21 protein-coding genes and 1 tRNA gene are annotated in these 26,795 nt (G+C 71.2%); 19 read left to right on the top strand and 3 right to left on the bottom strand.

The features are described from left to right. Positions 1-42: 42 nt before the first annotated feature. From metG to ACYVLP_RS17545, 7 genes are all read left to right on the top strand, one after another. Positions 43-1,854, top strand: coding sequence for a methionine--tRNA ligase (metG, locus tag ACYVLP_RS17575; protein ID WP_460628620.1), 1,812 nt, complete (start codon positions 43-45; stop codon positions 1,852-1,854). After that, complete coding sequence (locus tag ACYVLP_RS17570; RefSeq protein ID WP_460628619.1) at positions 1,851-2,744, top strand: TatD family hydrolase; 894 nt, start codon at positions 1,851-1,853, stop codon at positions 2,742-2,744. Before metG ends, ACYVLP_RS17570 begins: the two co-directional genes overlap by 4 nt. A gap of 184 nt (positions 2,745-2,928) precedes the next feature. Next, positions 2,929-4,050, top strand: a complete 1,122-nt coding sequence (locus ACYVLP_RS17565) for a transglycosylase family protein (protein ID WP_460628618.1) — start codon at positions 2,929-2,931, stop codon at positions 4,048-4,050. Positions 4,051-4,178: 128 nt separating this feature from the next. Beyond that, positions 4,179-5,078, top strand: coding sequence for a 16S rRNA (adenine(1518)-N(6)/adenine(1519)-N(6))-dimethyltransferase RsmA (gene rsmA / locus ACYVLP_RS17560; RefSeq protein ID WP_460628617.1), 900 nt, complete (start codon positions 4,179-4,181; stop codon positions 5,076-5,078). A gap of 30 nt (positions 5,079-5,108) precedes the next feature. After that, positions 5,109-6,050 (top strand): 4-(cytidine 5'-diphospho)-2-C-methyl-D-erythritol kinase, encoded by a 942-nt coding sequence (locus ACYVLP_RS17555; RefSeq protein ID WP_452271732.1) that lies wholly within the window; start codon positions 5,109-5,111, stop codon positions 6,048-6,050. 61 nt (positions 6,051-6,111) lie between these two features. Continuing rightward, a complete protein-coding gene (locus tag ACYVLP_RS17550; protein WP_460628616.1) occupies positions 6,112-8,025 on the top strand; it encodes an ABC-F family ATP-binding cassette domain-containing protein in 1,914 nt (637 codons plus the stop codon). A gap of 117 nt (positions 8,026-8,142) precedes the next feature. Beyond that, positions 8,143-8,505 carry a VOC family protein gene (locus tag ACYVLP_RS17545; protein ID WP_460628615.1) on the top strand — a complete coding sequence of 121 codons (363 nt, stop codon included), beginning with the start codon at positions 8,143-8,145 and terminating at the stop codon, positions 8,503-8,505. Between the two features lie 10 nt (positions 8,506-8,515). On the opposite strand, the gene ACYVLP_RS17540 is transcribed toward ACYVLP_RS17545, so the two are convergent. Beyond that, a complete protein-coding gene (locus ACYVLP_RS17540) occupies positions 8,516-9,049 on the bottom strand; it encodes a MarR family winged helix-turn-helix transcriptional regulator (RefSeq protein WP_460628614.1) in 534 nt (177 codons plus the stop codon). Positions 9,050-9,104: 55 nt separating this feature from the next. On the opposite strand from ACYVLP_RS17540, the gene ACYVLP_RS17535 reads away from it, so the two are divergent. Together ACYVLP_RS17535 and ACYVLP_RS17530 are read left to right on the top strand one after the other, a co-directional pair. Further along, on the top strand, positions 9,105-9,950 hold the full coding sequence (locus tag ACYVLP_RS17535) for a methyltransferase domain-containing protein (RefSeq protein WP_460628613.1): 846 nt from the start codon (positions 9,105-9,107) through the stop codon (positions 9,948-9,950). 378 nt (positions 9,951-10,328) lie between these two features. Continuing rightward, entirely contained in the window at positions 10,329-12,122 is a 1,794-nt protein-coding gene (locus ACYVLP_RS17530; protein ID WP_460628612.1) for a sigma-70 family RNA polymerase sigma factor, read from the top strand. A 93-nt stretch (positions 12,123-12,215) separates the two neighbouring features. On the opposite strand, the gene ACYVLP_RS17525 is transcribed toward ACYVLP_RS17530, so the two are convergent. Beyond that, a complete protein-coding gene (locus ACYVLP_RS17525) occupies positions 12,216-12,821 on the bottom strand; it encodes a TetR/AcrR family transcriptional regulator (RefSeq protein ID WP_452271766.1) in 606 nt (201 codons plus the stop codon). Between the two features lie 161 nt (positions 12,822-12,982). Between ACYVLP_RS17525 and ACYVLP_RS17520 the strand changes: the two genes are divergently transcribed. The 3 genes from ACYVLP_RS17520 (at position 12,983) to ACYVLP_RS17510 (ending at position 15,761) form a co-directional block, all read left to right on the top strand. Further along, positions 12,983-13,061: transfer RNA gene (locus ACYVLP_RS17520), tRNA-Gln, on the top strand. A gap of 208 nt (positions 13,062-13,269) precedes the next feature. Further along, complete coding sequence (gene glmU / locus ACYVLP_RS17515; RefSeq protein WP_460628611.1) at positions 13,270-14,784, top strand: bifunctional UDP-N-acetylglucosamine diphosphorylase/glucosamine-1-phosphate N-acetyltransferase GlmU; 1,515 nt, start codon at positions 13,270-13,272, stop codon at positions 14,782-14,784. Continuing rightward, positions 14,781-15,761, top strand: coding sequence for a ribose-phosphate diphosphokinase (locus ACYVLP_RS17510; protein WP_460628610.1), 981 nt, complete (start codon positions 14,781-14,783; stop codon positions 15,759-15,761). The genes glmU and ACYVLP_RS17510 overlap by 4 nt, the downstream gene beginning before the upstream one ends. 170 nt (positions 15,762-15,931) lie before the next feature. Here the strand turns inward: ACYVLP_RS17510 and ACYVLP_RS17505 are convergent, their stop codons facing one another. Beyond that, positions 15,932-16,507: a CGNR zinc finger domain-containing protein gene (locus tag ACYVLP_RS17505; RefSeq protein ID WP_460628609.1), complete on the bottom strand. Its 576-nt coding sequence runs from the start codon at positions 16,505-16,507 to the stop codon at positions 15,932-15,934. A gap of 78 nt (positions 16,508-16,585) precedes the next feature. Here ACYVLP_RS17505 and ACYVLP_RS17500 point away from each other — a divergent pair, with 78 nt between their 5' ends. The 7 genes from ACYVLP_RS17500 (at position 16,586) to ACYVLP_RS17470 (ending at position 26,769) form a co-directional block, all read left to right on the top strand. Next, positions 16,586-17,617: an EamA family transporter gene (locus ACYVLP_RS17500; protein WP_460628608.1), complete on the top strand. Its 1,032-nt coding sequence runs from the start codon at positions 16,586-16,588 to the stop codon at positions 17,615-17,617. Positions 17,618-17,651: 34 nt separating this feature from the next. Beyond that, positions 17,652-18,794: a metallophosphoesterase gene (locus ACYVLP_RS17495; protein ID WP_460628607.1), complete on the top strand. Its 1,143-nt coding sequence runs from the start codon at positions 17,652-17,654 to the stop codon at positions 18,792-18,794. Between the two features lie 447 nt (positions 18,795-19,241). After that, complete coding sequence (locus ACYVLP_RS17490) at positions 19,242-20,744, top strand: HNH endonuclease signature motif containing protein (protein WP_460628606.1); 1,503 nt, start codon at positions 19,242-19,244, stop codon at positions 20,742-20,744. A gap of 210 nt (positions 20,745-20,954) precedes the next feature. Further along, the gene (locus tag ACYVLP_RS17485; protein ID WP_460628605.1) at positions 20,955-21,644 is read left to right on the top strand and encodes a 50S ribosomal protein L25/general stress protein Ctc; all 690 of its coding nucleotides are present in this window, start codon (positions 20,955-20,957) and stop codon (positions 21,642-21,644) included. 78 nt (positions 21,645-21,722) lie between these two features. Continuing rightward, positions 21,723-22,322: an aminoacyl-tRNA hydrolase gene (gene pth / locus ACYVLP_RS17480; RefSeq protein ID WP_460628604.1), complete on the top strand. Its 600-nt coding sequence runs from the start codon at positions 21,723-21,725 to the stop codon at positions 22,320-22,322. A 163-nt stretch (positions 22,323-22,485) separates the two neighbouring features. Next, the gene (mfd, locus tag ACYVLP_RS17475) at positions 22,486-26,154 is read left to right on the top strand and encodes a transcription-repair coupling factor (RefSeq protein WP_460628603.1); all 3,669 of its coding nucleotides are present in this window, start codon (positions 22,486-22,488) and stop codon (positions 26,152-26,154) included. 33 nt (positions 26,155-26,187) lie between these two features. Next, positions 26,188-26,769, top strand: coding sequence for a SurA N-terminal domain-containing protein (locus ACYVLP_RS17470; RefSeq protein WP_460628602.1), 582 nt, complete (start codon positions 26,188-26,190; stop codon positions 26,767-26,769). The last annotated feature ends 26 nt before the right edge of the window (positions 26,770-26,795 follow it).

Genomic DNA, 26,795 nt, shown 5'->3' with positions numbered 1-26,795 from the left:
CTCCCGCGCGGCCGGCGTCCGCGACTGCCTAGGATTCTGCGCATGACTCATGTGCTGTCCGCCGTCGCCTGGCCGTACACCAACGGCCCACGCCACATCGGCCACGTGGCCGGGTTCGGCGTGCCCTCCGACGTCTTCAGCAGGTACATGCGCATGGCAGGGCACGACGTCCTCATGGTGTCGGGGACCGACGAGCACGGCACGCCGATCCTCGTGCTCGCCGAGGAGGAGGGGCTCTCTCCCCAGGAGCTCGTCGACAAGTACAACGCGGTCATCGCCCAGGACCTCACCGACCTGGGCCTGTCCTACGACATGTTCACCCGCACCACGACGCGCAACCACTACGCCGTCGTGCAGGAGATGTTCCGCCAGGTCCACGCCAACGGCTACATGATCGAGCAGACGACCAAGGGTGCGATCAGCCCCTCGACCGGCCGCACCCTGCCCGACCGCTACATCGAGGGCACCTGCCCGATCTGCGGCTTCAAGGAGGCCCGTGGCGACCAGTGCGACAACTGCGGCAACCAGCTCGACGCCCAGGAGCTGATCGACCCGCGCAGCAAGATCAACGGCGAGGTGCCTGAGTTCGTCGAGACGCAGCACTTCTTCCTGGACCTGCCTGCACTAGCCACCGCGCTCGGGGAGTGGCTCGACGAACGCGAGGCGTCGGGTCGCTGGCGCCCCAACGTCATCAAGTTCAGCAAGAACCTCCTCAAGGACGTCCGCCCCCGCGCGATGACCCGCGACATCGACTGGGGCATCCCGGTGCCGCTGCCCGGGTGGGAGGACAACCCGAACAAGCGCCTCTACGTGTGGTTCGACGCCGTTATCGGGTACCTCTCCGCGTCGATCGAGTGGGCCCGCCGACTGGGCGACCCCGAGCGCTGGCGCGAGTGGTGGAACGAGCCGGACGCGCTCTCGTACTACTTCCAGGGCAAGGACAACATCACCTTCCACGCCCAGATCTGGCCCGCGGAGCTGCTCGGCTACGCCGGCAAGGGCGACAAGGGCGGTGAGCCGGGCGAGTACGGCGTGCTCGACCTGCCGACCGAGGTCGTCGCGAGCGAGTTCCTCACCCTCGAGGGCCGGCAGTTCTCCACGAGCCGCAAGCACGTCATCTACGTCCAGGACATCGTGGCGCGCTACGGCGCCGACCCGATCCGCTACTTCATCTGCGCGGCCGGGCCCGAGAGCCAGGACGCCGACTTCACGTGGTCCGAGTTCGTGCAGCGCAACAACAGCGAGCTCGTCGCCGGGTGGGGCAACCTCGTCCAGCGCACCGCCGCGATGATCGCGAAGAGCTTCGGCGAGATCCCCCAGAGGTATGCCGTGGAGCCCGTGGACGACGAGCTGCTCGCGACCGTGCGGGGCGGGTTCGCCACCGTCGGCGGGCTGCTCGAGCGGCACCGCCAGAAGGCGGCGCTGGCCGAGGTCATGAGGATCGTGGGGGAGGCCAACGCCTACGTGTCACGGACCGAGCCGTTCAGGCTCAAGAGCGACGACGAGCGCGAGCGCCTGGCGACCATCCTGCACACGCTCGCGCAGGCGGTGAGCGACATCAACACGATGATCTCGCCGTTCCTCCCGCACGCCGCCAACCGGGTCCACGGGGTCCTCGGTGGCGAGGGCGACTTCATGCCGATGCCCCGACTCGAGGTCGTCACGGACCTCGACGACCCGTCGCGCTCTTACCCGGTCATCACCGGCGACTACTCCGCAACCCCGCGGTGGGAGTCGCGGCCGGTCGTGCCCGGCACGCCCGTCAGCCGGCCGAGCGGGGTCTTCACCAAGCTCGACCCGGAGCAGGTCATCGCCGACGAGCACAGCAGGCTCGGCGAGGACGCCACCGCGTGAGCCCGCACTCGTCGGGCTCGAGGGGCCTGCCGGAGTCGGCTCCGGACCCACTGCCCATAGACGTTGTCGACAACCACGTGCATCTCGACATCACCCGTGAGGGCGACGAGCCGCTCGACGTCGGCGAGGCGATCGCCCGCGCGGTCTCGGTCGGGGTGACGCGTCTCGTCCAGGTCGGCTGCGACCTCGACGGCATCGAGTTCACGATCGAGGCGGTCGAGCGCCATCCGGAGCTGCTTGGCGGAATCGCCTTGCACCCCAACGAAGTTCCCAAGCTCGCTGCCGACGGGACGTTAGCAGCGGCATACGACCTCATCGAGCGGCACGCCGCTCACGAGCGGATCCGCGCCATCGGCGAGACCGGCCTCGACTACTACCGCACCGGGCCCGAGGGGGTCGCCGTCCAGCAGGACGGCTTCCGCTGGCACATCGACCTCGCGAAGCGGCTCGGCAAGGCCCTTCAGATCCACGACCGCGACGCCCACGCCGACGTGCTCCGGATCCTCGACGAGGAGGGAGCGCCCGACCAGACGGTGCTGCACTGCTTCTCGGGCGACCTCGCGATGGCGCGCGAGTGTGTCGAGCGGGGGTACTACCTCAGCTTCGCCGGGACGGTGACCTTCAAGAACGCCCGGGACCTGCGGGACGCGCTGACGGCGACGCCCCTCGACCAGCTGCTGGTCGAGACCGACGCGCCCTACCTGGCGCCGGCGCCGCACCGGGGCGCCACGAACGCGTCGTTCCTGGTTCCGGTGACCGTCCGCGCGATGGCCGGCGTGCTCAACATCGACGTCCCGACGCTGTGCCGGGCGGTGTCCGAGAACAGCGAGCGCGTGTACGGGTCGTGGGCTCCGGCGACCCCCCAGGCAGGGGTCAGACAAACCGCCTAGCGCATCCCAAAGCGGATGTCTCGATGACATGCTTCTCGTTATCGAAATTTGACCTTCGGGATGTCTGTCAGTCAGGCTGGACGACTGTTGGCCGGATGCTGCCCCGCATCGACCTCGTCCCAAAGGCGTGAGGAGGATGGATCGAGAGCGCGTAGCACCCGGGTTCTATGACCATCGGAGTGCTTTGATTTCGCGCAACTTCAAGATCCTGGCGGCGACTGGCGCCGCCGTCGTCCTCACCGGAGGTGCGGTCGGCGCAGCACAGCTCGACAAGGCGGTGAACCTGTCCGTCGACGGACAGACCACCGCCACTCATGTCTTCGGCGGCACCGTCGAGGACCTCCTCGACAGCCAGGGGATCACCGTGAAGCAGGGCGACGTGGTCGTCCCCGCGGTGGCATCCTCGCTCAGCGACGGTGAGACCGTCACGGTCAAGTACGCCCGCACGCTGAACCTCACCGTCGACGGCAAGACCCGCTCGGTCCGCACGACCGAGACCACCGTGGACGGCGCCCTCCTGGCGCTCGGGCTGCGTGGCGACGGGGCACGCCTGTCGGTCTCGCGTTCGCAGACGATCGGCCGTCAGGGCCTGTCCGTGACGATCGTCACGCCCAAGGCCGTCTCGGTGACGGTCGACGGCAAGACGACGAGCCGCACGGTCGTCGCTGCCACCACCGGCGAGGCGCTCAAGCAGTTCGGGGTCCGCCTCGGGACGGCCGACAAGATCAGCCCGGCCGTGGCCACCCCGCTCGTCGCCGGCGCCAAGATCGTCGTGCAGCGCGTGCAGACCAAGGACGCCACGCAGACCAGCCGCATCGCCTACGGGACGACCAAGCGTCCCACGGCCGATCTCTACACCGGCCAGACCAAGGTGCTCCGCGCCGGCGTCTACGGCTCGCGCACCGTTGTGGTGCGGTCCACGATCGTCAACGGCAAGGTCACCTCGACCACGACGGTCTCCTCCAAGGTGACCAAGGCGCCGGTCAACCGCATCCTGGCCGTCGGCACGAAGCAGCGTCCGGCACCCGCGCCCTCGACGAGCGGCTCGAGCTCGGGCGGCGGCCTCAACCTCGCCCGCGCTGCGATGTGGGACCGTGTCGCCTCGTGCGAGTCCGGTGGCAACTGGCACATCAACACCGGCAACGGCTACTACGGCGGCCTGCAGTTCTCGCGCTCGACGTGGCTTGCCTACGGCGGTGGCCAGTTCGCCGCTCGCGCCGACCTCGCCAGCCGGGCCCAGCAGATCACCGTGGCCAACCGGGTGTACGCCGACAACGGCCTCGCCCAGTGGAGCTGCAAGGCCTGAGCGCCTGATCCCGCTTGACCCGCCTGGTCCCCGACCAGCGGCCCGACGAAGCCCCCGACCCATCACGGTCGGGGGCTTCGTCGCTGTGGCTGCGCTTGACCGCGGCACCACGCCCCTAGGGTGATCACATGAGCAAGAAGGACCTCGCTGCGCAGGTGGACGACGCCGCGCTGCTCGGGCCGGCGCAGGTGCGCGCGCTCGCCGAGCGGCTCGAGATCCGGCCCACCAAGCAGTGGGGACAGAACTTCGTCGTCGACCCCAACACCGTGCGCAAGATCGTGCGGGTCGCCGGCGTGGGTCCCGACGACTCCGTCGTCGAGGTCGGTCCGGGCCTCGGGTCGCTGACCCTTGCCCTCCTGCCGGTCGTGCGCCACGTGACGGCGGTCGAGGTCGACCCGCGCCTGGCCGGTGCGCTCGAGGACACCGTGCAGTCCCTCCAGCCGGGCAACTCCGGCAAGCTCACCCTGCTCGCAGCGGACGCCCTCACCGTGACCAAGCTGCCGAAGCCCCAGCCGACAGCGCTCGTGGCGAACCTGCCCTACAACATCTCGGTGCCGGTCGTGCTCTCCTTCCTCAAGCACTTCCCGACCATCGAGCGCGTGCTGGTTATGGTCCAGCTCGAGGTGGCCGAGCGGCTCGCCGCCAAGCCGGGAAGCAAGATCTACGGAGTCCCGAGCCTCAAGGCCGCCTGGTACGCCGACGTCGAGCTCGCCGGGCGGGTCGGGCGCAACGTGTTCTGGCCGGCGCCGAACGTCGACTCGGGTCTGGTCTCGCTGCGCAGGCGCAAGCCGCCGCACACGACGGCGTCGCGGGAGCAGGTCTTCCGGTGCATCGACGCGGCGTTCCTGCAGCGTCGCAAGTCGCTGCGTGCAGCGCTCGCAGCCTGGGCGGGGTCCCCTTCCGAGGCCGAGGCTGCCCTCGTCGCGGCCGGCGTCGACCCGCGGACGCGTGGCGAGCAGCTCGACATCGTGGCGTTCGCACGGATCGCCGAGGCGCGCGACTCGGCGAAACCGGACCATCCGTCCTGACGACCACGTGCCGGACCATAGGGTGGGCGCATGACCGTCGCCCCGACCTTGCCCGGCGCGGTGACCGTACGTGTCCCGGCCAAGGTCAACCTCGAGCTGCGCGTCGGGCCGCGCCGGCCTGACGGGTACCACGCGCTCGCGACCGTCTACCAGGCCGTGTCGCTCCACGACGAGGTGTCGGTGGCGCGCTGGGACGAGTGGCAGGTCGTGCCGGCCGGCACCTACGCCGACCGCATCCCGGTCGACGGCGACAACCTGGCCGTTCGGGCAGCGCGGCTCGTCGCGGACCGGTGGGCGGTCGAGGAGGCCTTGTCGATCCGGATCGACAAGGACATCCCGGTCGCGGGAGGCATGGCCGGAGGGTCGGCGGATGCCGCGGCGACGCTGCTGGCCTGCGACCACCTCTGGGGCCTGGGCCTGGACCGTGAGGAGCTCGCCGAGCTCGCGGCCGCCCTCGGCAGCGACGTGCCCTTCTCCCTCACCGGCGGCAACGCCATGGGCTCGGGCCGCGGTGAGCAGCTCGCGCCCGTGCTGGCACGCGGGACGTTCCACTGGGTCTTCGCGATCAGCGACCAGGGTCTGTCCACGCCGGAGGTGTATGCCGAGTGCGACCGGCTGCGCGAACGTGACGGCGTCGACGTGCCCGAGCCACGCGTCAGCGCAGAGCTGATGGCGGCCCTGCGGTCCGGGGACGCCGCTGCGCTGGGAGCGGCCCTGCACAACGACCTCGAGCCGGCGGCATACTCGCTGCGGCCGCAGCTGCGGGAGCTGCGTGACGCCGGGGTCGAGTTCGGCGCCCTCGGTGGGATCGTCAGCGGCTCGGGGCCCACCGTCGCCTTCCTCACCGAGAGCCACGAGGCGGCCCTCGACCTGTCGGTGTCGCTGGCCGCGTCGGACCTGTGTCGCGACCTGCGCCGGGCCCGGGGCCCGGTCCACGGCGCCCAGGTCGTCACCGCCCCGCGCGCCGACTGATCCCGCGACGCCCGAGGCCCAGTAGGGGATGAGGCGCCGGAGCGCATAGGGTCGGTGGGCGATGGCCAACCTCATCTCCCTCGAACGCGTGTCGCTCGTCTTCGGCACCACCCACGTCCTCGACGACGTGAGCCTCGGCATCCTCACCGGGGACCGCATCGGCATCGTCGGCGTCAACGGCGGCGGCAAGTCGACCCTGCTGCGGGTCATGGCCGGCCTCCAGGAGGCCGACTCGGGTCGCGTCACCAAGCAGGGCGGCGCCGACGGCATCCGGGTCGGCATGCTCGCGCAGGACGACGCGCTCGACCCCGAGTGGACGGTTCGCGAGGCGGTGCTCGGTGACCGGCCCGAGCACGTGTGGGCCGGAGACCCGCGGATCCGCGACGTGCTCACCGGGCTGCTCGGCGGCGTCGAGGCACAGGGGGTCGGCGGGCTCGAGACCCGGATCGGCCCGAAGTCGGGTGGCGAGCGCCGCCGCCTCGCCCTCGCGCGTCTGCTCGTCGACGATCCCGAGGTGCTCCTGCTCGACGAGCCCACGAACCACCTCGACGTCGAAGGCGTCGCCTGGCTGGCTGACCACCTGTCGACGAAGCGGCCGCGCCCGGGCAACGCGACCGTCGCGATCACCCACGACCGGTGGTTCCTCGACGCGTACGCCACGCTGACGTGGGAGGTCGAGGGCGGTTCCGTCGCCGCCTTCGACGGAGGGTATGCCGCCTACGTCCTCGCGAAGGCCGAGCGGGACCGCCTCGCGGGCGTCGTCGCGGACCGGCGTGCCAATCTCATGCGCAAGGAGCTCGCCTGGCTGCGCCGGGGAGCGCCGGCGCGCACGAGCAAGCCGAAGTTCCGCATCGACGCGGCGAACGCGCTCATCGCCAACGAGCCGCCGCCACGAAACACCATCGAGCTGGCGTCCTTCGCCACCACGCGCCTCGGCAAGGACGTCCTGGACCTCGAGGACGCGACCGTGGTGCTCGGCGAGCCGCCGCACGAGCGCACCCTCCTCGACCGGGTCACCTGGCGGCTGGCGCCGGGGGAGCGGGTCGGGATCGTCGGCGTCAACGGTGCCGGCAAGTCGACCCTCCTGCGCGCCCTCACCGGCGAGACGCCGCTGACGAGCGGCCGGCGCAAGGTCGGGAAGACGGTCGCTATCGGGCACCTGACCCAAGAGGTGCGCGAGCTGGACCGCTTCGAGCAGTGGCGGGTCATCGAGGCGCTCGAGGACGTGCGTCAGTGGACCACGTTGGGCGGCAAGGAGATCAGCGCCGGCCAGCTCGCCACGAGGCTCGGCTTCTCAGGCGGGCGCCAGCAGTCGCGAGTCGGTGACTTGAGTGGTGGAGAGCGTCGCCGCCTCCAGCTGACGAGGCTGCTGCTGACCGAGCCGAACGTGCTCATCCTCGACGAGCCGACCAACGATCTGGACATCGAGACCCTCACCTCGCTGGAGGACGTCCTCGACGGCTGGGCCGGCACGCTCATCGTCGTCTCGCACGACCGGTACCTGCTCGAGCGCGCTTGCGACCACCAGCTGGCTCTGCTCGGCGACGGCCGCGTGCGAGACCTGCCCGGAGGTGTCGACGAGTACCTCCGCCTCCGCGAAGCGGCACGGGCGCGCGCCGCCAGCGCCGCAGCGGCGTCGGGTGCCGCGCCGGGGAGCGCAACTGGTGGCGCGACCGGGGGCGCGACCGGGGGCGCGACCGGGGGCGGCAGCGGTGGCTCGCCGGACGGCATACCCGGGTCTGCGGGGCCGGCGGCGAACGCGGCCCAGGCGCGGGAGGCCCGCAAGGTCATGGCGCGCGTCGAGAAGCAGCTGTCACGCCTGGCTGACCGCGAGGCCAAGGTTCACGGCGAGATGGTCTCTGCCGCAACCGATCCCGTTGCGCTGGCCCAGCTCAACTCCAGTCTGCAGGCGATCGTCACAGAGCGTGAGGAGCTCGAGCTCGAGTGGCTCGAGGCCGCCGAGATCGTCGGCTGACCCCGCAACACACCGAGCAATCGCAAAGTTCGACGGAAATATCCGGATCCTTTGGCGGCTGTTCGGTGTGTTGCGGAGGGTCTTGAAAGTATCTTGATATCAAGATACTTTCAAGGCATGGAGATGACCCTGCACCACGTCCAGGTGTCCGGTCCGGCGGGCTGCGAGGACGCCATGCGCGCGTTCTACGTCGGCGTTCTCGGCATGGTCGAGATCGACAAGCCCGAGCGTCTGCGGGCCCGCGGCGGGGCCTGGTTCCGCGCGGGCTCGGCCGAGATCCACGTCGGCATCGAGGACCCCTTCGTGCCCGCGCGCAAGGCGCACCCGGGGATGGCCGTCGGCGACGTGGACGGTCTGGCTCGCCGTGTCGAGGAGGCGGGTGGACCGGTGGCGTGGGACGACAACATCCCGGGCCTGCGCCGCTTCCACACGAGCGACCCGGTCGGGAACCGGCTGGAGTTCCAGCAGGCCGCCGGGTGAGCCCGACCCCTCAGCCCGCGGAGTCGCGGCGGGACTCCAGCGGCACGAGCATCCGGCGCAGCAGCGTCGCCAGCTGGGTGCGCTCGGCGGGCGACAGCTCCGACAGCAGCGACTTCTCCTGCTCGATGAGGTCGGCCATGGCAGCGTCCACGATGTCCCGGCCTGCCGGGCTGAGCCGGACGAGGACGCCCCGGCGGTCACCCGGGTCAGGGCGGCGCTCGACGAAGCCGTTGCGCTCGAGCCGGTCCACGCGGTTGGTCATCGTGCCCGACGTGACCAGTGTCTGCTGCACCAGCTGGCCGGGTGACAGCTCGTACGGCTCGCCGGCCCGGCGCAGCGCGGACAGCACGTCGAACGCCCAGCCCTCCAGGAGGTGCTCCGAGAAGGCCGAGCCGCGCGCGAGGTCGAGCCGTCGAGCGAGTCGCGAGACCCGCGACAGCACCTCGAGCGGCGACACGTCGAGGTCGGGTCGCTCACGGCGCCAGGCCGCGACGATCTCATCGACGTCGTCGCCGGGCTGTACCGGCCTCCGCTCGGCGCTCATGTCCCAACTGTAGTCGCCGTCAAGACTCTTGACATCGAAGGAAAGCGAGCAAGACATGCCCGACCCCACCGCCAGCCCCGCCACCCCCCGGACAGGCGACGCGGCCTGGGACCCGCGCCAGTACGCCCTCTTCGCCGGGCACCGCGGCCGGCCGTTCGCGGACCTGCTGAGCCGGATCGACGCGCCCTCGCCGCGGGTCGTGGTCGACCTCGGGTGCGGTCCGGGCGACCTCACCATCGGGCTCGGCCGACGGTGGCCCGACGCGAGAGTGATCGGCGTCGACCCCTCGCCCGAGATGCTCGCCAAGGCCCGAGCGGTCGACACTGACGGCCGGGTCGAGTGGGTCGAGGCCGCCGCGGAGGACTGGGACCCCGCGACGCTGGGGGCGCCCATCGACGTGTTCGTCACGAACGCCACGCTCCAGTGGGTCCCGACCCACCTGCGGCTCATCCCCACCTGGGTCGCCGCGCTCGCCCCCGGCGGCACGTTCGCGATGCAGGTCCCGGCGAACTTCGACGCCCCCTCGCACCGGCTCATGCGCGAGGTCGCGGCACGCCACCCGCGGGCCGACGACCTGCGGCCCGGGCTCGACCGTGCCGTCGCCGTCGCCCTTCCGGAGACGTATGCCGCCCTGCTGCTCGACCTCACCCCGGACGTCGACGTGTGGCAGACGACGTACCAACACGTCCTGGCCTCCGACACGGCGCGGCACCCCGTGCTCGAGTGGGTGCGCGGGACCGGCCTGCGGCCCGTGCTGGGAGTGCTGACCGACGAGCAGGAGCGCGAGGCGTTCCTCGACGACTACGAGCGCGAGCTCGAGACGGCATACCCGCGACGCCCCTTCGGGGTGCTCTTCGGCTTCACCCGGACCTTCGCCGTGGCGCGCACCGGCTCGGCCTGAGCCCTGGTGCGGCGAGGCCCGTCGGTAACGGGCTGGTCAGGGTCCGGTCATCAAAGGGTCAGGAACCGGTCATGGCCTTCGAAAGTTCTCGGAAGCTTGGGCCGATTCGCGACACTTCGCAAAACGTTGACATGAAATGGGTAGTGGCACGTCTTCTTGGCGACGGCTTTCGCATGGAGCCTCCCGCTTGGTCAGGGGAGGGAGTCGCTCCCGCGGGTCGTCACGAGTGGTGCCGTCGGGTTTCGTCCTTCCGCGTGGTTTCGTGGAGGGGATCATCGGAAGGGCGAAACCTGCCGCTCCCGCTCGGTCGGATTCGACGTGCCGTGTCGTGCCTTGGCAGACTTGGTCCGCACTCGGGGCCATCTGGAAGGGTGAACCTTGTCGGCAGACACCACCATGTGGTCGAGCGAGTCGTGGTCATCGGCTGCTGACCTCTATCTTCTCGGACGCACCCGAGAAGGCTCCGCCGAGGCGTTCGGCGAGCTCTGGCGACGTCACCTCCCCGCTGCGTATGCCGTCGCCCACCGGCATCGTGGACGTGCCGCTTCCGAGGACATCGTCGCCGAGGCCGCGACGCGCGTCTTCGCGCTGATCCGCGACGGCCGTGGTCCCGACGAGCACTTCCGCGCCTACTTCCTTTCGACAGTGCGCACGGTCGCCGTCGACATGGGCCGCCGGGACCTCAAGGCCGTCCCGACCGACGACGCCGACCTGGAGTCCCTGGTCCAGCCGGTTGCCGACATCGGAGCCGGCGGCGAGCTCGGTGCGGACCTCGGCGGCGACGAGGGCGTCGACCTCGTGCGGGAGGCCTTCCGCGGTCTGCCCGAGCGCGACCAGCGCGTCCTGTGGCACACGACCGTCGAGGGTGCGGCGCCCCGCGTCGTCGCCCCGGCCCTCGGCATGACGGCGAACGCCGTAAGCGTCCGCGCGATGCGCGCCCGCGACTCACTGCGGGCGCGCTACCTCGACGTCCGTGCCGAGCGTGGCCTTCCAGATGCCGACTCCGACGAGTGTCGCTGGACGATCGAGCACCTCGGTGCACTGGTGCGCGGCCGCCTGCCGAAGCGCCAGACCGAGCGCGCGCAGGCCCATGTCGACTCCTGCGCCCATGCGGCTGCGATCGCGGCCGACCTGCGCGCCGTCCATGACGAGTTCCCGTCGCTCGTCGTCCCGCTCCTCGTCGCCGTCGGTGTGAGCACGCCCGGCTTCCTCAGCGCGGGCGCGCTCGCCGGCCTCACGACTGCCGCCGGTGCGGCGGGTGCGGGCACCGCCGGTGTCGGAGCCGCGGGTGCCGGCATGGCCGGTGGCAGTGCAGCGGGGGCCGCCAAGACTGCCGGAGCTGCAGCGGTGACGGGTGGGACGGCAACGGGTGGAGCGGCGGCCGCTGGCGCACCGTCGACGGCTGCATCTGCCACAGGCGGAGCAAGCGCCGGCGCGGGCGGAGCCGCCGGCGCGGGCGGAGCCGCCGGCGCGGTGACCACGGGCGCCACGGCGGACCGCCTCGGCCAGGCCGCGAGCCGCGTGACCACCCTCGCCGCCGGGATCGCGATCGGCATCGGGCTGGCGAGCGTCACCGGCGCTCCAGCGAGCAGCCCGACCTCGACCGCGTCGGCGCACACGCCGACCTCCGGGCCGACCAGCACTGCCCAGCCCTCCGCCGGCCTCAGCGGGACGCCGGCCGCGGCTCCGACCGCCCCGGTGCCGAGCGTCTCGGCCTCGCCGTCGGCGAACGCCGCCGAGGCCACGACGACCCGCGGGCCGGTCGTGCAACCGCCGCCACCGAGCCTGACAGCGGCACCGGCCGTCCGGCATACCCCGACACCGCCGGCATCCCCGACGCCCTCGGCCAGCCCCACAGCCGCCGGACCGGCTCCGGCAGTCGATGCGCGGCTCGTCCGCTCCGGCACGCTGAGCCGGTTCTCCCTGCGGGTCCGGTCCCAGGTGTCGGGCGACCTCACGGTCCGGGTGTCCAACGCGAGCGGATCGGGAGGGCTCGTTGCGGGAAACGCGAGCTGGACGTGCTCGACGACATCGGCGTGGAGCGTCACCTGTCGTGGCCAAAGCGGTCAGGTGCTGCTCGAGCAGTCCGGCGCCGGCCGGATCGCCCCGGTGCTCGTGCGCGTGACCGACGCGACCGGCGCCACCTTCACCCGCCTCGTCACCCCGTCCTGACTGGGCTCAGGGTCGCGGGGTCGGTCTGCGCTCGCGGCGAGGGTCCGCCGTCGGGGTCGGGTAAGGGCCCCGGGGTTTGAGCGGGCCAGGACCTCAGCGGCGCGGAACGGTCACCAGGCGGGGGGAGCGGTCGAGGCCGGAGAGGCCGTTCCAGGCCAGGTTGACCAGGTGCGCAGCGACCTGGTCCTTCTTGAACTTGCGCCGGTCGAGCCACCACTGCCCCGTCAGGGCGACCATGCCCACGAGCATCTGGGCGTGGATCGGAGCCGACTTCGGGTCGAGGCCACGCTGCTTGAACTCAGCCGCCAGCAGGTGCTCGACGTGGGTCGCCACGTCACCGAGCACACTCGCGAACGATCCCGTGGACTGGCCGGGGGGCGAGTCGCGCACGAGGATCCGGAAGCCGTCGGGGTCACGCTCGACATAGTCGAGCAGCGCGAGCGTTGCCCGCTCGAGCAGGATCCGGGCGCCCTCGCCGACGTCGAGCGCTTCGTTGATCCCCCCGAGAAGGGTCTGGATCTCGCGGTCGACCACAACGGCATACAGCCCCTCCTTGCCGCCGAAGTGCTCGTAGACGACCGGCTTGGAAACGTTCGCCTTGGAGGCCACCTCCTCGACGGTGGTCGCCTCGAACCCCTTTTCGGCGAAGAGCTTGCGCCCGACGGTGATGAGCTGTTCGCGCCGCTCGGGACCGGTCATGCGCGGGCGCGGTCGAGTCCGCTCCGTGCGGTCGGGTCGGTCGGCTCGGTCGGCGCTCACGCCGCCATTCTGCCTGGGAGCCCGCGCCCCCGCCTGCACGAACGGACACTCGGACTGCACTAGCCTGTGGGTCTCGCCCCGTGCGCCGCGACGGGTGACGATCCCCGGTTGGTCTGTCGGCAGGGCCCGCCTGACTTTGAATCAGGACTAGCGACGCAGGTTCGACTCCTGCCCGGGGAGCAGGTGTGCTGCCAGGCGATCGCCGACGCCCCGCCGACGGATCTCACCTACCGGTCGGCGCACGACCGGGCGTTGTGAAGGGCGTCACGTCGCCGCCTGTGGGTGGACAAGCGGCACCGATGGCCGCGAGTAGAGTGGCTGCGGCGCACCCCGACGCGTTCGGGGTCGTACGCACCCGAGGCCCCCGAACCATAAGGAGCTGCGCCCCGTGAGCGATCCGCGGCCGACCGCCGTGATCGTCCTTGCCGCCGGTGAGGGCACACGCATGAAGTCCACGACCCCGAAGGTTCTGCACACGATCGGCGGCCGCAGCCTCGTGGCTCACGCGATCCGCGCGGCCCGGGGCACCGGCCCGGAGCACCTCGCCGTGGTCGTGCGACACCAGCGGGACCGGGTCGCCGAGCACGTGGCCGCGATCGACGAGGACGCCGTCATCGCCGACCAGGACGACGTCGCCGGCACCGGCCGGGCCGTCGAGTGCGGGCTCGAGGCGCTGCCCGGCGGGCTGACCGGCACCATCGTGGTCACCTACGGCGACGTGCCGCTGCTGACCTCGGAGACCCTCAACGACCTCGTCGCGGAGCACGTCTCGACCGCCAGCGCAGTCACCGTCATCACCGCCAGGCTCGACGACCCCACCGGCTACGGGCGGGTCCTGCGCGACGCCGACGGACTCGTCGAGGCCATCGTCGAGCAGAAGGACGCGACCGCCGAGCAGATCGCGATCCACGAGGTCAACAGCGGCCTCTACGCCTTCGACGCCGACGTCCTGCGTGAGGCGCTCGCCGAGGTCGGCACCGACAACGCCCAGGGCGAGAAGTACCTCACCGACGTGGTGGCCATCGCCAGACAGCGGGGCCTGGCTGTTCACGCCCACCTCGTCACCGACCTGTGGCAGACCGAGGGCGTCAACGACAAAGTGCAGCTGGCCCGGCTCGGCGCCGAGCTCAACCGCCGCACGGTCGAGCAGGCGATGCGCGAGGGAGCCATCGTCATCGACCCGGCTACGACGTGGGTCGATGCCGATGTGACCATCGGGCCCGACACCGTCGTCCACCCGAACACCCAGATCCTCGGCGCAACCACGATCGGCAGCGAGTGCGTGATCGGTCCCGACACGACGCTCAAGGACGTCGAGATCGGGGACGGCGCGAGTGTCGTGCGCACCCAGGCCGAGCTTGCCGAGATCGGGCCCGGAGCGACGGTGGGCCCGTTCTCCTTCCTTCGTCCCGGCACGCGCCTGGGCAGGTCCGGCAAGATCGGCGGGTTCGTCGAGACCAAGAACGCCCAGATCGGGGACCGCGCGAAGGTGCCGCACCTGACCTACTGCGGCGACGCCACGATCGGCGAAGGCGCGAACATCGGGGCCGGCACGATCTTCGCCAACTACGACGGCCTGACCAAGGGCCACACGACGGTCGGGGCCCACAGCTTCGTCGGGAGCAACGCGGTCATTGTCGCTCCCCGGGCGATCGGCGACGGCGCCTACGTCGCGGCCGGCTCCGCGGTGGTCAGCGACGTGTCGCCGGGCCAGCTGGCGGTCACCCGTGCCCAGCAGCGCAACATCGACGGCTGGGTGGCCCGCCGCCGGGCAGGCACGAAGACGGACGCCGCCGCCCGTGCGGCGCTCGCGGCCGAGGCCGAGGCGGCGCTCGCGCACGAGGAAGGCGCAGTCGTCGACAACGACGAGCTCACCACCGACACGAAGGACGTCCACCGATGAGCGGGATCAACAGGACGACGGAGAAGCACATGATGCTCTTCTCCGGCCGGGCGCACCCCCAGCTCGCGCAGGAGGTCGCCGACCAGCTGGGCACCACACTCGTCCCGACGAGCGCGTACGACTTCGCCAACGGCGAGATCTACGTCCGCTACGAGGAGTCGGTGCGCGGTTCGGACGCCTTCGTCATCCAGAGCCACACGTCGCCGATCAACGAGTGGATCATGGAGCAGCTCATCATGATCGACGCCCTGAAGCGCGCCTCGGCCAAGCGGATCACGGTCGTGCTGCCCTTCTACGGCTACGCCCGCCAGGACAAGAAGCACCGAGGTCGCGAGCCGATCTCCGCCCGCCTGATCGCCGACCTGTTCAAGACGGCAGGGGCCAACCGGCTCATGGCGATCGACCTGCACACCGCGCAGATCCAGGGCTTCTTCGACGGGCCGGTCGACCACCTCATGGCGCTGCCGATCCTCTCGGATCACGTCGGCAAGAAGTACGGCGATCTCGACCTGGCCGTCGTGTCACCCGACGCCGGTCGCATCAAGGTCGCAGAGGACTGGTCCGCTCGACTCGGCGGCGTCCCGCTGGCCTTCATCCACAAGACTCGCGACATCAACCGGCCCAACGAGGTCGTGGCCAACCGGGTGGTCGGCGAGATCAAGGGGCGCGTCTGCATCCTCGTCGACGACATGATCGACACGGCCGGCACCATCACCAAGGCTGCCGACGCCCTGTTGGCGGACGGCGCGAAGTCGGTCGTCATCGCAGCGACACACGCCATCCTCTCGGGCCCGGCCGTCGACCGTCTCAAGGCCTCGCGGGTCGAGGAGGTCGTCGTCACGAACACCCTCCCGATCCCCGACGACCGCCGGTTCGACAAGCTCACCGTCCTGTCGATCGCGCCACTCGTGTCGATGGCGATCAAGGAGGTCTTCGAGGACGGCTCGGTGACGAGCCTCTTCGACGGCAAGGCCTGACGGACAGCACCGTCCCGGCCGTGCGGCATACGGGTCCGCCGTATGCCGTCTCGTCCCGTCACGTCGCCCGTCAGGTCGCCTCTGGTGTTGCCATCACGACCGGTCGGACGACCTGACGGGCGACCTGAGCAGTGATCTGATCGGCAGCAGCGGCATCGAGGGCGCCCCGCTCAGGCGCGGGCGGCCTTGCGGGCTCGGTATGCCGCTGTGTGGGCCTTCGCGGCGCAGCCGCCGTCGCAGTAGCGCCGGGAGCGGTTCTTCGACAGGTCGACGACCACGTCGTCGCAGTCCTCGGCCTCGCAGACCCGGAGGCGGTCCAGGCCGTCGGCGCGCACGACGTCGATCATGGCGAACGCGAACTCGACCGCCATACGCTGGTCGAGCGGGGCGTCCAGCGGGGTCGCGTGAACGTGCCAGCCGATGTCGTCGTGGTTGACGAGACGGGGCACCGCGCCGGCCTCGGCGAGCATCACGTTGACCATCTCGACGACGTCGGGCTCGGACGACTCCCAGAACTGCCGCAGCCTCGGGCGCAGCGCCCGCACGGCCTCGAGCTCGGCGGCGTCGCGGTCGAAGCGACCGGTCCACGGCTTGCCTTCGAAGAAGTCCCGGAGGTCATCGAGGGTCGTCAGCGTGTCGGCCGAAGTATCTCCCGGGACGCTGCCCGGCATCGTGTTGACGAGCTCAGCCCCCCACTGAAGGGCTTCCTCAGCGTCATGAGTGAACACGCTATTGACTCCTGACATGATCTCTGGCTACCGTCATGAGTGTAATCAATTTTGGTCCTGACATGTTCCGTCAGGCGAATGAGGCGGTGACGAGAGATGACGGCTGAGACCACGGCCGACCTGGCGATCGGCACGACCGGCACGACCGGTGCGACCGGTGCGACCGGCGCGGCCGGCGCGACCGGCCAGCCCGCGGCGGGGCTGTCGTCCGTGGCGGTCCGACGCCCGGTGCTCGGCCTCGGGGTCGCCCTCGCCTCAGCTGCGGCGTTCGCGACCTCGGGAGCCTTCGCCAAGCCGCTGCTGCTGGCGGGGTGGGCGCCCGGAGCCGTGGTGACGCTGCGGATCACCGTCGCCGCGGCCGTGCTGCTGGTCCCGACCGTGCTCTCGCTCCGCGGGCGCTGGGGACTGCTGCGCAGCAACGCCCTCGTCGTCGTCGGCTACGGCCTCACGGGCGTCGCCGGGTGTCAGCTCGCCTACTTCAACGCCGTGAGCCACCTGTCGGTCGGCGTCGCGCTGCTGCTCGAGTACCTCGCGCCCGTGCTCATCGTGGGCTGGCTCTGGATCCGGCACCGGCAGGCGCCCGGGCGGCTGACCCTGCTCGGCATCGGGCTGGCGGTCGTCGGCCTGCTCCTCGTCCTCGACGTGCTCGGCGGAGCCACCGTCAACCTCGTGGGCGCGATGTGGGGCCTGGCGGCCGCGGTCTGCCTCGTCCTCTACTTCCTGCTCGCGGACCACGTCCACGCGGGCATCCCGCCTATCGCGCTGGCCGGGTCGGGACTCGTCGTGGGTGCCGTCGTGCTCTGGCTGGCGGGCCTGACCGGAGTCCTCGACATGTCGCGCGGCGCACCGGAGGTTCTTCTCCGTGGCACGACCGTCCCGTGGTGGGTGCCGATCCTCGTCATCGCGATCCTCGCTGCGGCGTTCGCCTACGTCGCCGGGATCGCGGCGGTCCGGATGCTCGGGGCGAAGGTCGCCTCCTTCGTGGCGCTGACCGAGGTGCTCTTCGCGGTGCTGTTCGCCTGGCTCGTGCTCGCCGAGCTGCCCATGCCGGTGCAGCTGGTCGGCGGCGCGCTCATCGTGGCCGGAGTAATCGCGGTGCGCACCGACGAGACGAGGTCGCCTGCCTGAGGCTGTCCCGCCGGGGCCTGCCTACGCTGCAGGTATGCGTGCTGCAGCTCGCCGCAATCTCCTCAGTCTCCTCATGGCAGCGGTCCTGTTGGGCGCCGCCGCGGCCGGCTGCACCTCGGCCGCCGTGCCCTCGAGCCCATCCGGCCCTGTGAGCACCTCCGGCCCTGTGAGCACCTCCGGCCCTGTCAGCACCTCTGGCCGGTCGGTCCCGGGCGCGCCGTCAGGGAACACGACGGGGGCGGTGCCCGTCCACCTGACGGCCGCCGGCGACTTCGGTGCAGCTCCCGAGACCACCGGCAGGGTCCTCGACGCCGTCCGCCGAGCCCGTCCCGATGCTCTTCTGGCCCTCGGTGACCTCTCGTACGGCCGGGCTGGCGAGGAGGCGCAGTGGTGTCGGTTCGTGCGCGCTCACGTCGGTGACGGCATACCCGTCGAGCTGCTGGCGGGCAACCACGAGAGCGACGGCCTCAACGGACGGATCGACGCGTTCGCGGCCTGCCTGCCCAACCAGCTGCGTGGGCTGACCGGGACCTACGGGAGACAGTGGTACGTCGACCTGCCGGCAGCCGCCCCGGTCGTCCGCGTCGTCATGATCTCGCCGGGCCTGACCTTCCCCGACGGCACGTGGGACTACACCAGAGGCACGGAGCACTACGCCTGGACGGCCGCGGCGATCGAGGGCGCGCACCAGGCCGGGTTCCCGTTCGTCGTCGTCGGCATGCACGAGCCGTGCCTGTCCGTCGGCCGCTACTCGTGCTCCGTCGGCACCGACCTGCTCGACCTGCTCGTGTCGCAGCACGTCGACCTCGTCCTCACGGGGCATGAGCACCTCTACCAGCGCACCAAGCAGCTCGCCGTAGGGCCGGGCTGTGCCGAGGTGGCGGTGGGGCGGTTCGACCCCGCCTGTGTCGTGCCCTCGAGCGGACCGGGGAACGAGCTCGTCGCCGGCGCCGGCACCGTCTTCGTCAGCGTGGGAACCGGCGGCATCCCGCTGCGTGCCGTGAACCCCTCCGACCCGGAGGCCGGGTACTTCGCAGCCACGTCGGGGGCGAACCGCGACCCCACCTATGGCCACCTCGACCTCACCGTGTCAGCGACCGTGCTCCGGATGCGGTTCGTCGCCGACGCGGCAGGCACGTTTACCGACGAGGTGACGATGACGCACACGGGCGGCTAGCTCCGGCGGACGTTTCGAGCCTGTGGACAACCCAGGTGTTTGCATCGGTTTGCTGTGGGTAGTGACGGGTGGCTGTCGGTGGTCGAACGTATGTTTGGGTCATGAGCCAGACAGCCCGCCACCCGAAGCGCCGAGGGGGCCCGCGCCACGGGGTCACCGCGCCGGTGCGGGAGCCCGGTGCTCCGGCCGGGGCCGGGGTGGTGGGCGGGGCCGGGCTGGTGGGCGGGGCCGGGGTGGTAGGCGGGGCCGGGGTGGTGCCGGGGTCAGGCGTGGTGATGGACCCGGTGGCCCGGGTGGCGTTGCTGGCCTCGTCTGACTCGCGGGCGGGTGCGGAGCTGGAGGCTCTGGCGGGTCTGCCGGGGCTGGCCGCGCGGCTGGCCTCGATGGCCGAGGAGCTGCGGCTGATCGCCCGGTCGTTTCCCGACGTGGTGCCTGCCCGAGGCCGGGGTGGGCGACGCGGTCGCCCAGGCGCAGCGGGTGCGGGATCTGGCGCACAGCCTGACCGCGGTGCTGGCGGGCGAGGTGTCCTCGCGCGGTCTGGGTCTGCGGCAGGGCCTGTCGCGCAACGACTGGTTGGCGGCCCAGGCCCCGGCCCTGGAGGGTGCCGGGGCGGCGGAGCTGACCGCGGTGGGTGCGGTGATGAGCGAGCCGCGGTGGCGGGCGCTGGCCGAGATGGTGCGTTCGGGGGTGACCACGGTGGAGCGGGCGGCGGTGATCGTGCGGTTCCACCAGGATGCGGTGTCCTTTGCCGAGCGGGCTCATCTCGACGGGGTGGTCCAGGCCATGGTCGAGCAGGCCGGGGTGCTGGGGGTGCGTGAGCTGCGGCGGCTGGTCCGGCAGGCTCGGGTGTCGCTGCGGCCACCGGAGCAGGTGGCGGCCCAGGAGGCGCGGATGCGGGCGGGTCGGTCGTTGTCGCGGGTGGGTCGCTCGGCGGGGCTGGTCGAGTACCGGCTCCGGCTGGATCCCGAGGGCGCGGCGGTGCTGGACGCCGCGATCGACCCGCTGGCCCGGCCCCGGCCAGACCGCGACTGGGCGGAGGGTGGCTGGGCAGAGCGTCCGGCGCCGTATCGGCACCCGGTGTGCGGGCACCTGATCCCCGAGCCGTCACCCGGCCCCGATCAGCTAGATCACGCGGGGGTGGATCGCCATCGGGCCGATGGGTCCACGGAGGGGTCCACGGGTGGGTCCACGGGTGGGTCCACGGGTGGGTCCACGGGTGGGTCCGGGGAGGGGTCCACGGGTGGGTCCGTGGGCGGGCATGTGGATGGGCATGTGGGTGGGTCCTGGGTGCGGCCGGCGTGTGAGGTCTGCGCCGTGCCGGTGGCCGACCCGCGGCTGCCGGCGACTCGGCGCGCGGACGCGCTGCTCGAGCTGGTCGCTCGGGCGGTGGCCGCCCCGATGGGCGTGACCCGGACCCCGCGGGCCAAGGTCGTCATCACGATGTCCTACGCGGCCCTGGTCGGGCTCGTGCACGGCGCCGGCGTCGCGGACAACGACGAGGTGCTGTCCGTGGGCGCGGTGCGACGCATAGCGTGCGAGGCCGGGGTCGTGCCGATGGTGCTCGGCGGCCCGTCCCAGGTCCTGGACCTCGGGTTCACCCAGCGGTACTTCACCCCGGCTCAGCGGTTGGCTCTCGCGGTCCGCGACGGTGGCTGCTCGTACCCGGGCTGCACCGTGCCGGCGCAGTGGTGCGAGGCGCACCATGTCGTTCACTGGGCAGAGGGCGGGCCCACGGACCTGCTCAACGGGGCACTGCTGTGCGGTCGACACCACACCAGAGTCCACGAGCTCGGGCTCACCGCCGAGGTGACACCAGAGCTGGTCAGCTGGCATCGGCCACCGGCGGCGCCGGCCCGCGTCCCCGCCGAGATCGACCCCGACCCGCCTAGATGGGCGGCACCTCCAGTCCCGGACACTGCGGATTTCGACTGTGCGGGACGATTCCCGTAAGATCGACCAGTTGCCTCGGCGAGGGACGATGCACGGCTGTTCGGCAGCGCGTGACAGGGTCCGTGATCGACGCGGCGGCCTGACCGACTCGGCATGTCTACGGTCAGGTCCGCCTCTGCGTGCGGACCCCGAATCTCCCGCCCGACACCGCGCGCCGTCCCGCGTCGAGGCTGACCAGCAGATCGCCTCTACCGAGAACCAGGAGACCCCGTGTCTGACATCACCAAGCTCGTTGCCGAGAAGCGCACCGAATTCGGCAAGGGCGCCGCCCGCAAGCTCCGTCGCGCCGGCAACATCCCCGCAGTCATGTACGGCCACGGCGCCGAGCCGGTCCACATCTCGCTTCCCGGCCACGACACGATGATGGCGCTCAAGCACGTCAACGCGCTTCTCACGATCGTCGTCGACGGGGACGAGCAGCTCGCGCTCGCCAAGGACGTGCAGCGCGACCCGATCAAGCCGGTCATCGAGCACGTCGACCTCGTCGTGGTCCGCCGCGGCGAGAAGGTCACTGTCGACGTCCCCGTCCACATCGAGGGCGAGGCCGCTGCCGAGACGGTCGTCACGCTCGACCACAACTCGCTGCAGCTGCTCGTCGAGGCGACGAACATCCCGGAGAACGTCGTCGTCTCCGTCGAGGGCGTCCAGGCCGGCACGCAGATCCTCGCCTCCGAGATCGCGCTGCCCTCTGGGGCCGAGCTCGTCACCGATGGCGACGCGCTCGTGGTCAACGTCACCCAGGCCATCTCCGCCGAGGCGCTCGAGGCGGAGCTGGCCGAGGCCGAGGCTGAGGCCGGCATCGAGCACGAGGCCCCCGAGGCCGCGGAGGGCGAGGCCCCGGTGGGCGAGGCCGCCGCGGGCGAGGCTGCCGAGGGCGAGGCCAAGGCCGAGGAGGCCTGAGCCTCACGCACCTTCGCGTAGCCCGCTGCCCACGGCACTCGGGCGACGCGACAGCCGCACTACCCATCGAGGAAGGTCATGGACACCTGGCTCGTCATCGGACTGGGCAACCCCGGTCCGGAGTATGCGGGTAACCGACACAACGTCGGCGCCATGGCCGTCGAGGAGCTCGCTGCCCGCGACGCCACCGGCGTCGCGGGCAGCCGCGCCTCGTTCAAGGCGCACAAAGCCCGCGCCCGGGTGGCCGAGGTGCGCCTGCGCGTGCCCGGCCCCAAGGTCGTGCTCGCGATCCCGTCGACCTACATGAACCTCTCGGGAGGTCCGGTCGCTGGGCTGCTGAAGTACTACGACGTGCCCGTCGACCGCCTCGTCGTCGTCCACGACGAGCTCGACATCGAGGCAGGAGCCGTCCGCCTCAAGAAGGGCGGCGGTGAGGGCGGCCACAACGGCCTCCGCTCGGTGACGCAGTCGATCGGCTCCAAGGACTACCTCCGCGTCCGGGTCGGCATCGGCCGCCCGCCGGGCCGCCAGGACCCGGCCGACTTCGTCCTCAAGGACTTCGGCAAGACCGAGCGCGAGAACCTCCCGTTCCTGCTCGACGACGCCGCGGACGCCGTCGAGGCGCTCATCGAGGTCGGCCTGCTCGACGCCCAGCAGCGGTTCCACGCACCTCGCTGACGTCGCGGGCACGCCCGGTCGCGCCGGGTCCATCGACGCCGAACGCCGCGTTCGATGCTGAGCTCAGCGTCCTCACACCTGGTTCGACGCCCAAGCGCTGCATTCGATGCGTTCTGGCGGGTGTCCGGCAGCGTCACCGGGCCGACCTAGACTGAGGACCCTGATGTCGCACCCACTCCTGCGCGCCTTCCGAGCGCTTCCCGATGTCCGCCACGTTCTCGATCAGGTCGGTCGCGCACGCCTCGTCGACGTCTCCGCCAGCGACGGCACACGTCCGTTCCTCGTCGCCGCCCTGGCCCAGCGCGCCGACGGGAGCTCGTCCACGGACATGTCCAGCGAGTCGTCCACAGACTCGTCCGCCACCGCCTCGCCGATCGTCGTCGTCACGGCCACGACCCGCGAGGCAGAAGACCTCGCGACCGCCCTGGCCGTGTTCCTGCCGCCAGAGCGGATCGCCGTCTTCCCGTCGTGGGAGACCTTGCCGCACGAGCGGCTGTCCCCGCGGAGCGACACGGTCGGCCGTCGTCTGGCCGTGCTGCGCAGGGTCGCGCACCCCGACCCGGAGGACCCGGCATACGGCCCCCTCTCGGTGGTCGTGGCACCGGTGCGCGCGGTGCTTCAGCCCCTGACCAAGGGGCTCGGCGAGCTCGTGCCGGTGGCGCTGCGCAGCGGTGACGAGCGGCCGCTCGAAGACGTCGTCGACGCCCTTGCGGCAGCGGCATACACCCGCACCGACCTCGTCGAGCGGCGCGGCGAGTTCGCCGTGCGCGGCGGCATCCTCGACGTCTTCCCGCCCACCGAGGAGCACCCGGTCCGCGTCGAGTTCTGGGGTGACACCGTCGAGGAGGTGCGCTGGTTCAAGGTCGCCGACCAGCGGTCCCTCGAGGTGGCCGAGCATGGCCTGTGGGCCCCGCCGTGTCGCGAGCTGCTGCTCACCGCCGACGTGCGCGCGCGCGCCCGGGCGCTGGCCGACCAGCTGCCCGGCGTCTCCGAGATGCTCTCGAAGATCGCCGAGGGCATCGCCGTCGAAGGGATGGAGTCCCTCGCGCCCGCGGTCGTCGACGGCATGGAGTCGGTGCTCGACGTCCTCCCGCCGACCTCGCTCATCGTGCTTGCCGACCCCGAGCGCATCCGGCGCCGCGCCCACGACCTCGTGGCCACGAGCCAGGAGTTCCTCGAGGCGAGCTGGGCCAACGCCGCCGCCGGCAACCAGGTCCCGGTCGACCTTCAGTCGCTTCTCGGCAGCGCCTCATACTGGACACTCGCGCAGGTCAGGGCGCATGCGGTCGCCCAGGACCGCCCGTGGTGGACCCTGACCCCGTTCGCGGCCGACGAGGACCTCGTCATCGAGGAGGACGACATCGACGAGCGCATCGCCGTGCGCAGCGTCGACAGCGAGGCCTACCGCGGCGACACCGACCGGGCCGTCGACCACCTGCGCGAGCGGACACGTGAGGGCTGGCGGGTCGCCGTCGTCACCGAAGGCCCGGGCCTGGCCAAGCGCGTCGAGGAGGTGCTGCGCGAGCGCGAGGTCGCGGTGCGCCCCCTTGACCTCGCCGACGCCGACGGGCTCGCGGAGGGCTTCGTCAGCGTCACCACCGCACCTTTCGGCCGCGGCTTCGTCCACGAGGCAGGACGCCTCGAGGTGCTCACCGAGACCGACCTCACCGGCCAGGCCGGCTCCACCTCCACCAAGGACATGCGGCGCATGCCGTCGCGCCGCCGCAACCAGGTCGACCCGCTCCAGCTGCGCCCTGGCGACCACGTCGTCCACGAGCAGCACGGCGTGGGTCGCTTCGTCGAGATGATGCAGCGCACGGTCGGTGGCGCGACACGCGAGTACCTCGTCATCGAGTACGCCCCGAGCAAGCGAGGGCAGCCCGGCGACCGGCTGTACGTGCCGACCGACCAGCTCGACCAGGTCACCAAGTACGTCGGCGGCGAGCAGCCCAGCCTCAACAAGATGGGCGGCTCCGACTGGAGCAAGACCAAGTCACGGGCCAAGCGGTACGTCAAGCAGATCGCCGCCGACCTCATCCGGCTCTACAGCGCCAGGCAGGCCACCAAGGGGTACGCGTTCGGCCCGGACACCCCGTGGCAGCGCGAGCTCGAGGAGGCGTTCGCCTATGTCGAGACGCCCGACCAGCTGTCGAGCATCGACGAGGTCAAGGCGGACATGGAGAAGCAGATCCCGATGGATCGCCTCATCTGTGGCGACGTGGGATACGGCAAGACCGAGATCGCCGTGCGTGCGGCGTTCAAGGCGATCCAGGACGGCAAGCAGGCCGCCGTGCTCGTGCCGACCACCCTGCTGGTCAGCCAGCACCAGCAGACCTTCTCCGAGCGGTACGCCCAGTTCCCGGTGACCGTGAAGGCGCTGTCGCGCTTCCAGAGCGACAAGGAGGCCCGCGAGGTCATCGAGGGGCTCGCATCAGGCAGCGTCGACCTCGTCATCGGCACCCATCGCTTGCTGGCCAACGAGATCCGTTTCAAGGACCTCGGGCTGGTCATCGTCGACGAGGAGCAGCGGTTCGGAGTCGAGCACAAGGAACTGCTCAAGACGATGCGCACGGCGGTCGACGTGCTTTCGATGTCGGCCACCCCGATCCCGCGCACGCTCGAGATGGCCGTGACCGGCATACGCGAGATGTCCACTCTCGCAACGCCGCCCGAGGAGCGTCACCCCGTCCTGACCTTCGTCGGCGCCTACGACGAGAAGCAGATCACGGCGGCGATCCGTCGCGAGCTGCTCCGCGAGGGGCAGGTCTTCTTCGTGCACAACAAGGTCAGCAGCATCGAGAAGGCCGCCTCCCGGCTGCGCGAGCTCGTTCCCGAGGCGCGGATCGCGACCGCCCACGGACAGATGGGGGAGCACCGGCTCGAGCAGGTCGTGGAGGACTTCTGGCAGAAGCGGTTCGACGTCCTCGTCTGCACGACCATCGTCGAGACCGGCCTGGACATCTCCAACGCGAACACGCTGATCGTGGAGCGGTCGGACGTGCTGGGGCTCTCGCAGCTTCACCAGCTGCGCGGCCGGGTCGGACGCGGTCGGGAGCGGGCCTACGCCTACTTCCTCTACCCGCCCGAGAAGCCGCTCACCGAGACCGCACACGACCGACTCCGCACCATCGCGAGCCACACCGATCTCGGGGCGGGCATGCAGGTGGCGATGAAGGACCTCGAGATCCGAGGCGCCGGCAACCTGCTCGGCGGCGAGCAGTCGGGCCACATCGAGGGCGTCGGCTTCGACCTCTACGTCCGGCTCATCGGCGAGGCCGTCGCCGACTTCAAGGGCGAGACCACCGACGTCCCGGCCGAGATCAAGATCGAGCTGCCCGTCGACGCGCACCTGCCGCACGACTACGTGCCGGGGGAGCGGCTGCGTCTCGAGGCGTACAAGAAGCTCGCGACCGTCGAGACCTTCGAGGCCGTCGACGAGATCGAGGCCGAGCTGCGAGACCGCTACGGCGCACCGCCCGCCCCGGTCGAGAACCTCCTCGAGGTCGCCCGCCTGCGCGTCGTCGCGCGGCAGGCGAAGATCGGCGACATCGGCGTGCAGGGCAAGGTCGTGCGCTTCGGTCCTCTCCCGGAGCTCCGGGAGAGCCAGCAGCTGCGGCTCAACCGCCTCTACCCCGGGACCATCCTCAAGCCGGCGCTCGGCACCATGCTCGTGCCGGTTCCGATGACGGCCCGCGTCGGGGGCAAACCACTGCGCGACGTCGAGATCCTGACCTGGGCGCGACAGCTCATGACGGCGGTCCTTCTCGACGACATCGCGGCCGGTCAGGCCGTCACGCGCGCTGGTGTCGGGGCCGGGGCCGGCGCCCCGTAAGATGACTGACGCATCCGCCAGAGGAGGAATTCAGTGAAGGCCCTGTCAGCTCGCGCGTCTGCACGGTCCGGCTCGTCGGCCAGGCGACTCGTCACCGTCACCATCGCCGCCGTGACCGCCATCGCGCTCCTTGGCGGATGTGGGTTCGCGACCCGGCAGCAGGCCGCAGCCGTCGTCAACGGCCAGATGATCAGCCAGACGGATGTGCAGAAGACCTACGAGCAGCTCCAGGCCGCCAAGCTCGACTTCTCGGAGACCATCGTGGTCACCGCCCTCATCGCGGCGCCGCTGCTGAAGGATGTCGTCGCCAAGTCCGGCAGCTGGAAGCCCGACGAGACCTACGCATCGGTCATCGCGTCGATCCCCGACGCGACCGACACGACCAAACAGTTCGTCGAGGCGGTTGCCCTGATCCAGTCCCAGAAGATGACCGAAGCCGACGTTGCCGCCTACCGCGAGAGCCTCGCCAAGGCTGACATCTCGGTCAACCCGCGCTTCGGCGAGGTCAAGAAGTCCAACGAGGGCCCGGTCTACTTCACCCTGGGGCAGCAGACGCCGAACTGGATCGTCGCCTCGACCCAGCCGGCTCCGGCCACGACGGCCCCCGCCCAGTAGGCCCGCGCCCAACCCGCCGACCTCCT

Source organism: Intrasporangium mesophilum (genome assembly GCF_054783095.1).
The sequence above is the reverse complement of the archived record's forward strand: the minus strand, read 5'-3'. Positions and strand labels throughout refer to the sequence as shown.

What these genes read in the sequence shown, in the direction of transcription:
- ACYVLP_RS17550 (WP_460628616.1), top strand. Translation starts at nt 6,112, where the DNA reads ATGGCCAACCTCATCTCCCTCGAACGCGTGTCGCTCGTCTTCGGCACC.
- ACYVLP_RS17555 (WP_452271732.1), top strand. Translation starts at nt 5,109, where the DNA reads ATGACCGTCGCCCCGACCTTGCCCGGCGCGGTGACCGTACGTGTCCCG.
- ACYVLP_RS17495 (WP_460628607.1), top strand. Translation starts at nt 17,652, where the DNA reads ATGCGTGCTGCAGCTCGCCGCAATCTCCTCAGTCTCCTCATGGCAGCG.
- pth (WP_460628604.1), top strand. Translation starts at nt 21,723, where the DNA reads ATGGACACCTGGCTCGTCATCGGACTGGGCAACCCCGGTCCGGAGTAT.
- ACYVLP_RS17505 (WP_460628609.1), bottom strand. Translation starts at nt 16,507, where the DNA reads ATGTCAGGAGTCAATAGCGTGTTCACTCATGACGCTGAGGAAGCCCTT.
- ACYVLP_RS17540 (WP_460628614.1), bottom strand. Translation starts at nt 9,049, where the DNA reads ATGAGCGCCGAGCGGAGGCCGGTACAGCCCGGCGACGACGTCGATGAG.
- ACYVLP_RS17510 (WP_460628610.1), top strand. Translation starts at nt 14,781, where the DNA reads ATGAGCGGGATCAACAGGACGACGGAGAAGCACATGATGCTCTTCTCC.
- ACYVLP_RS17500 (WP_460628608.1), top strand. Translation starts at nt 16,586, where the DNA reads ATGACGGCTGAGACCACGGCCGACCTGGCGATCGGCACGACCGGCACG.
- metG (WP_460628620.1), top strand. Translation starts at nt 43, where the DNA reads ATGACTCATGTGCTGTCCGCCGTCGCCTGGCCGTACACCAACGGCCCA.
- mfd (WP_460628603.1), top strand. Translation starts at nt 22,486, where the DNA reads ATGTCGCACCCACTCCTGCGCGCCTTCCGAGCGCTTCCCGATGTCCGC.
- ACYVLP_RS17535 (WP_460628613.1), top strand. Translation starts at nt 9,105, where the DNA reads ATGCCCGACCCCACCGCCAGCCCCGCCACCCCCCGGACAGGCGACGCG.
- ACYVLP_RS17545 (WP_460628615.1), top strand. Translation starts at nt 8,143, where the DNA reads ATGGAGATGACCCTGCACCACGTCCAGGTGTCCGGTCCGGCGGGCTGC.
- ACYVLP_RS17525 (WP_452271766.1), bottom strand. Translation starts at nt 12,821, where the DNA reads ATGACCGGTCCCGAGCGGCGCGAACAGCTCATCACCGTCGGGCGCAAG.
- rsmA (WP_460628617.1), top strand. Translation starts at nt 4,179, where the DNA reads ATGAGCAAGAAGGACCTCGCTGCGCAGGTGGACGACGCCGCGCTGCTC.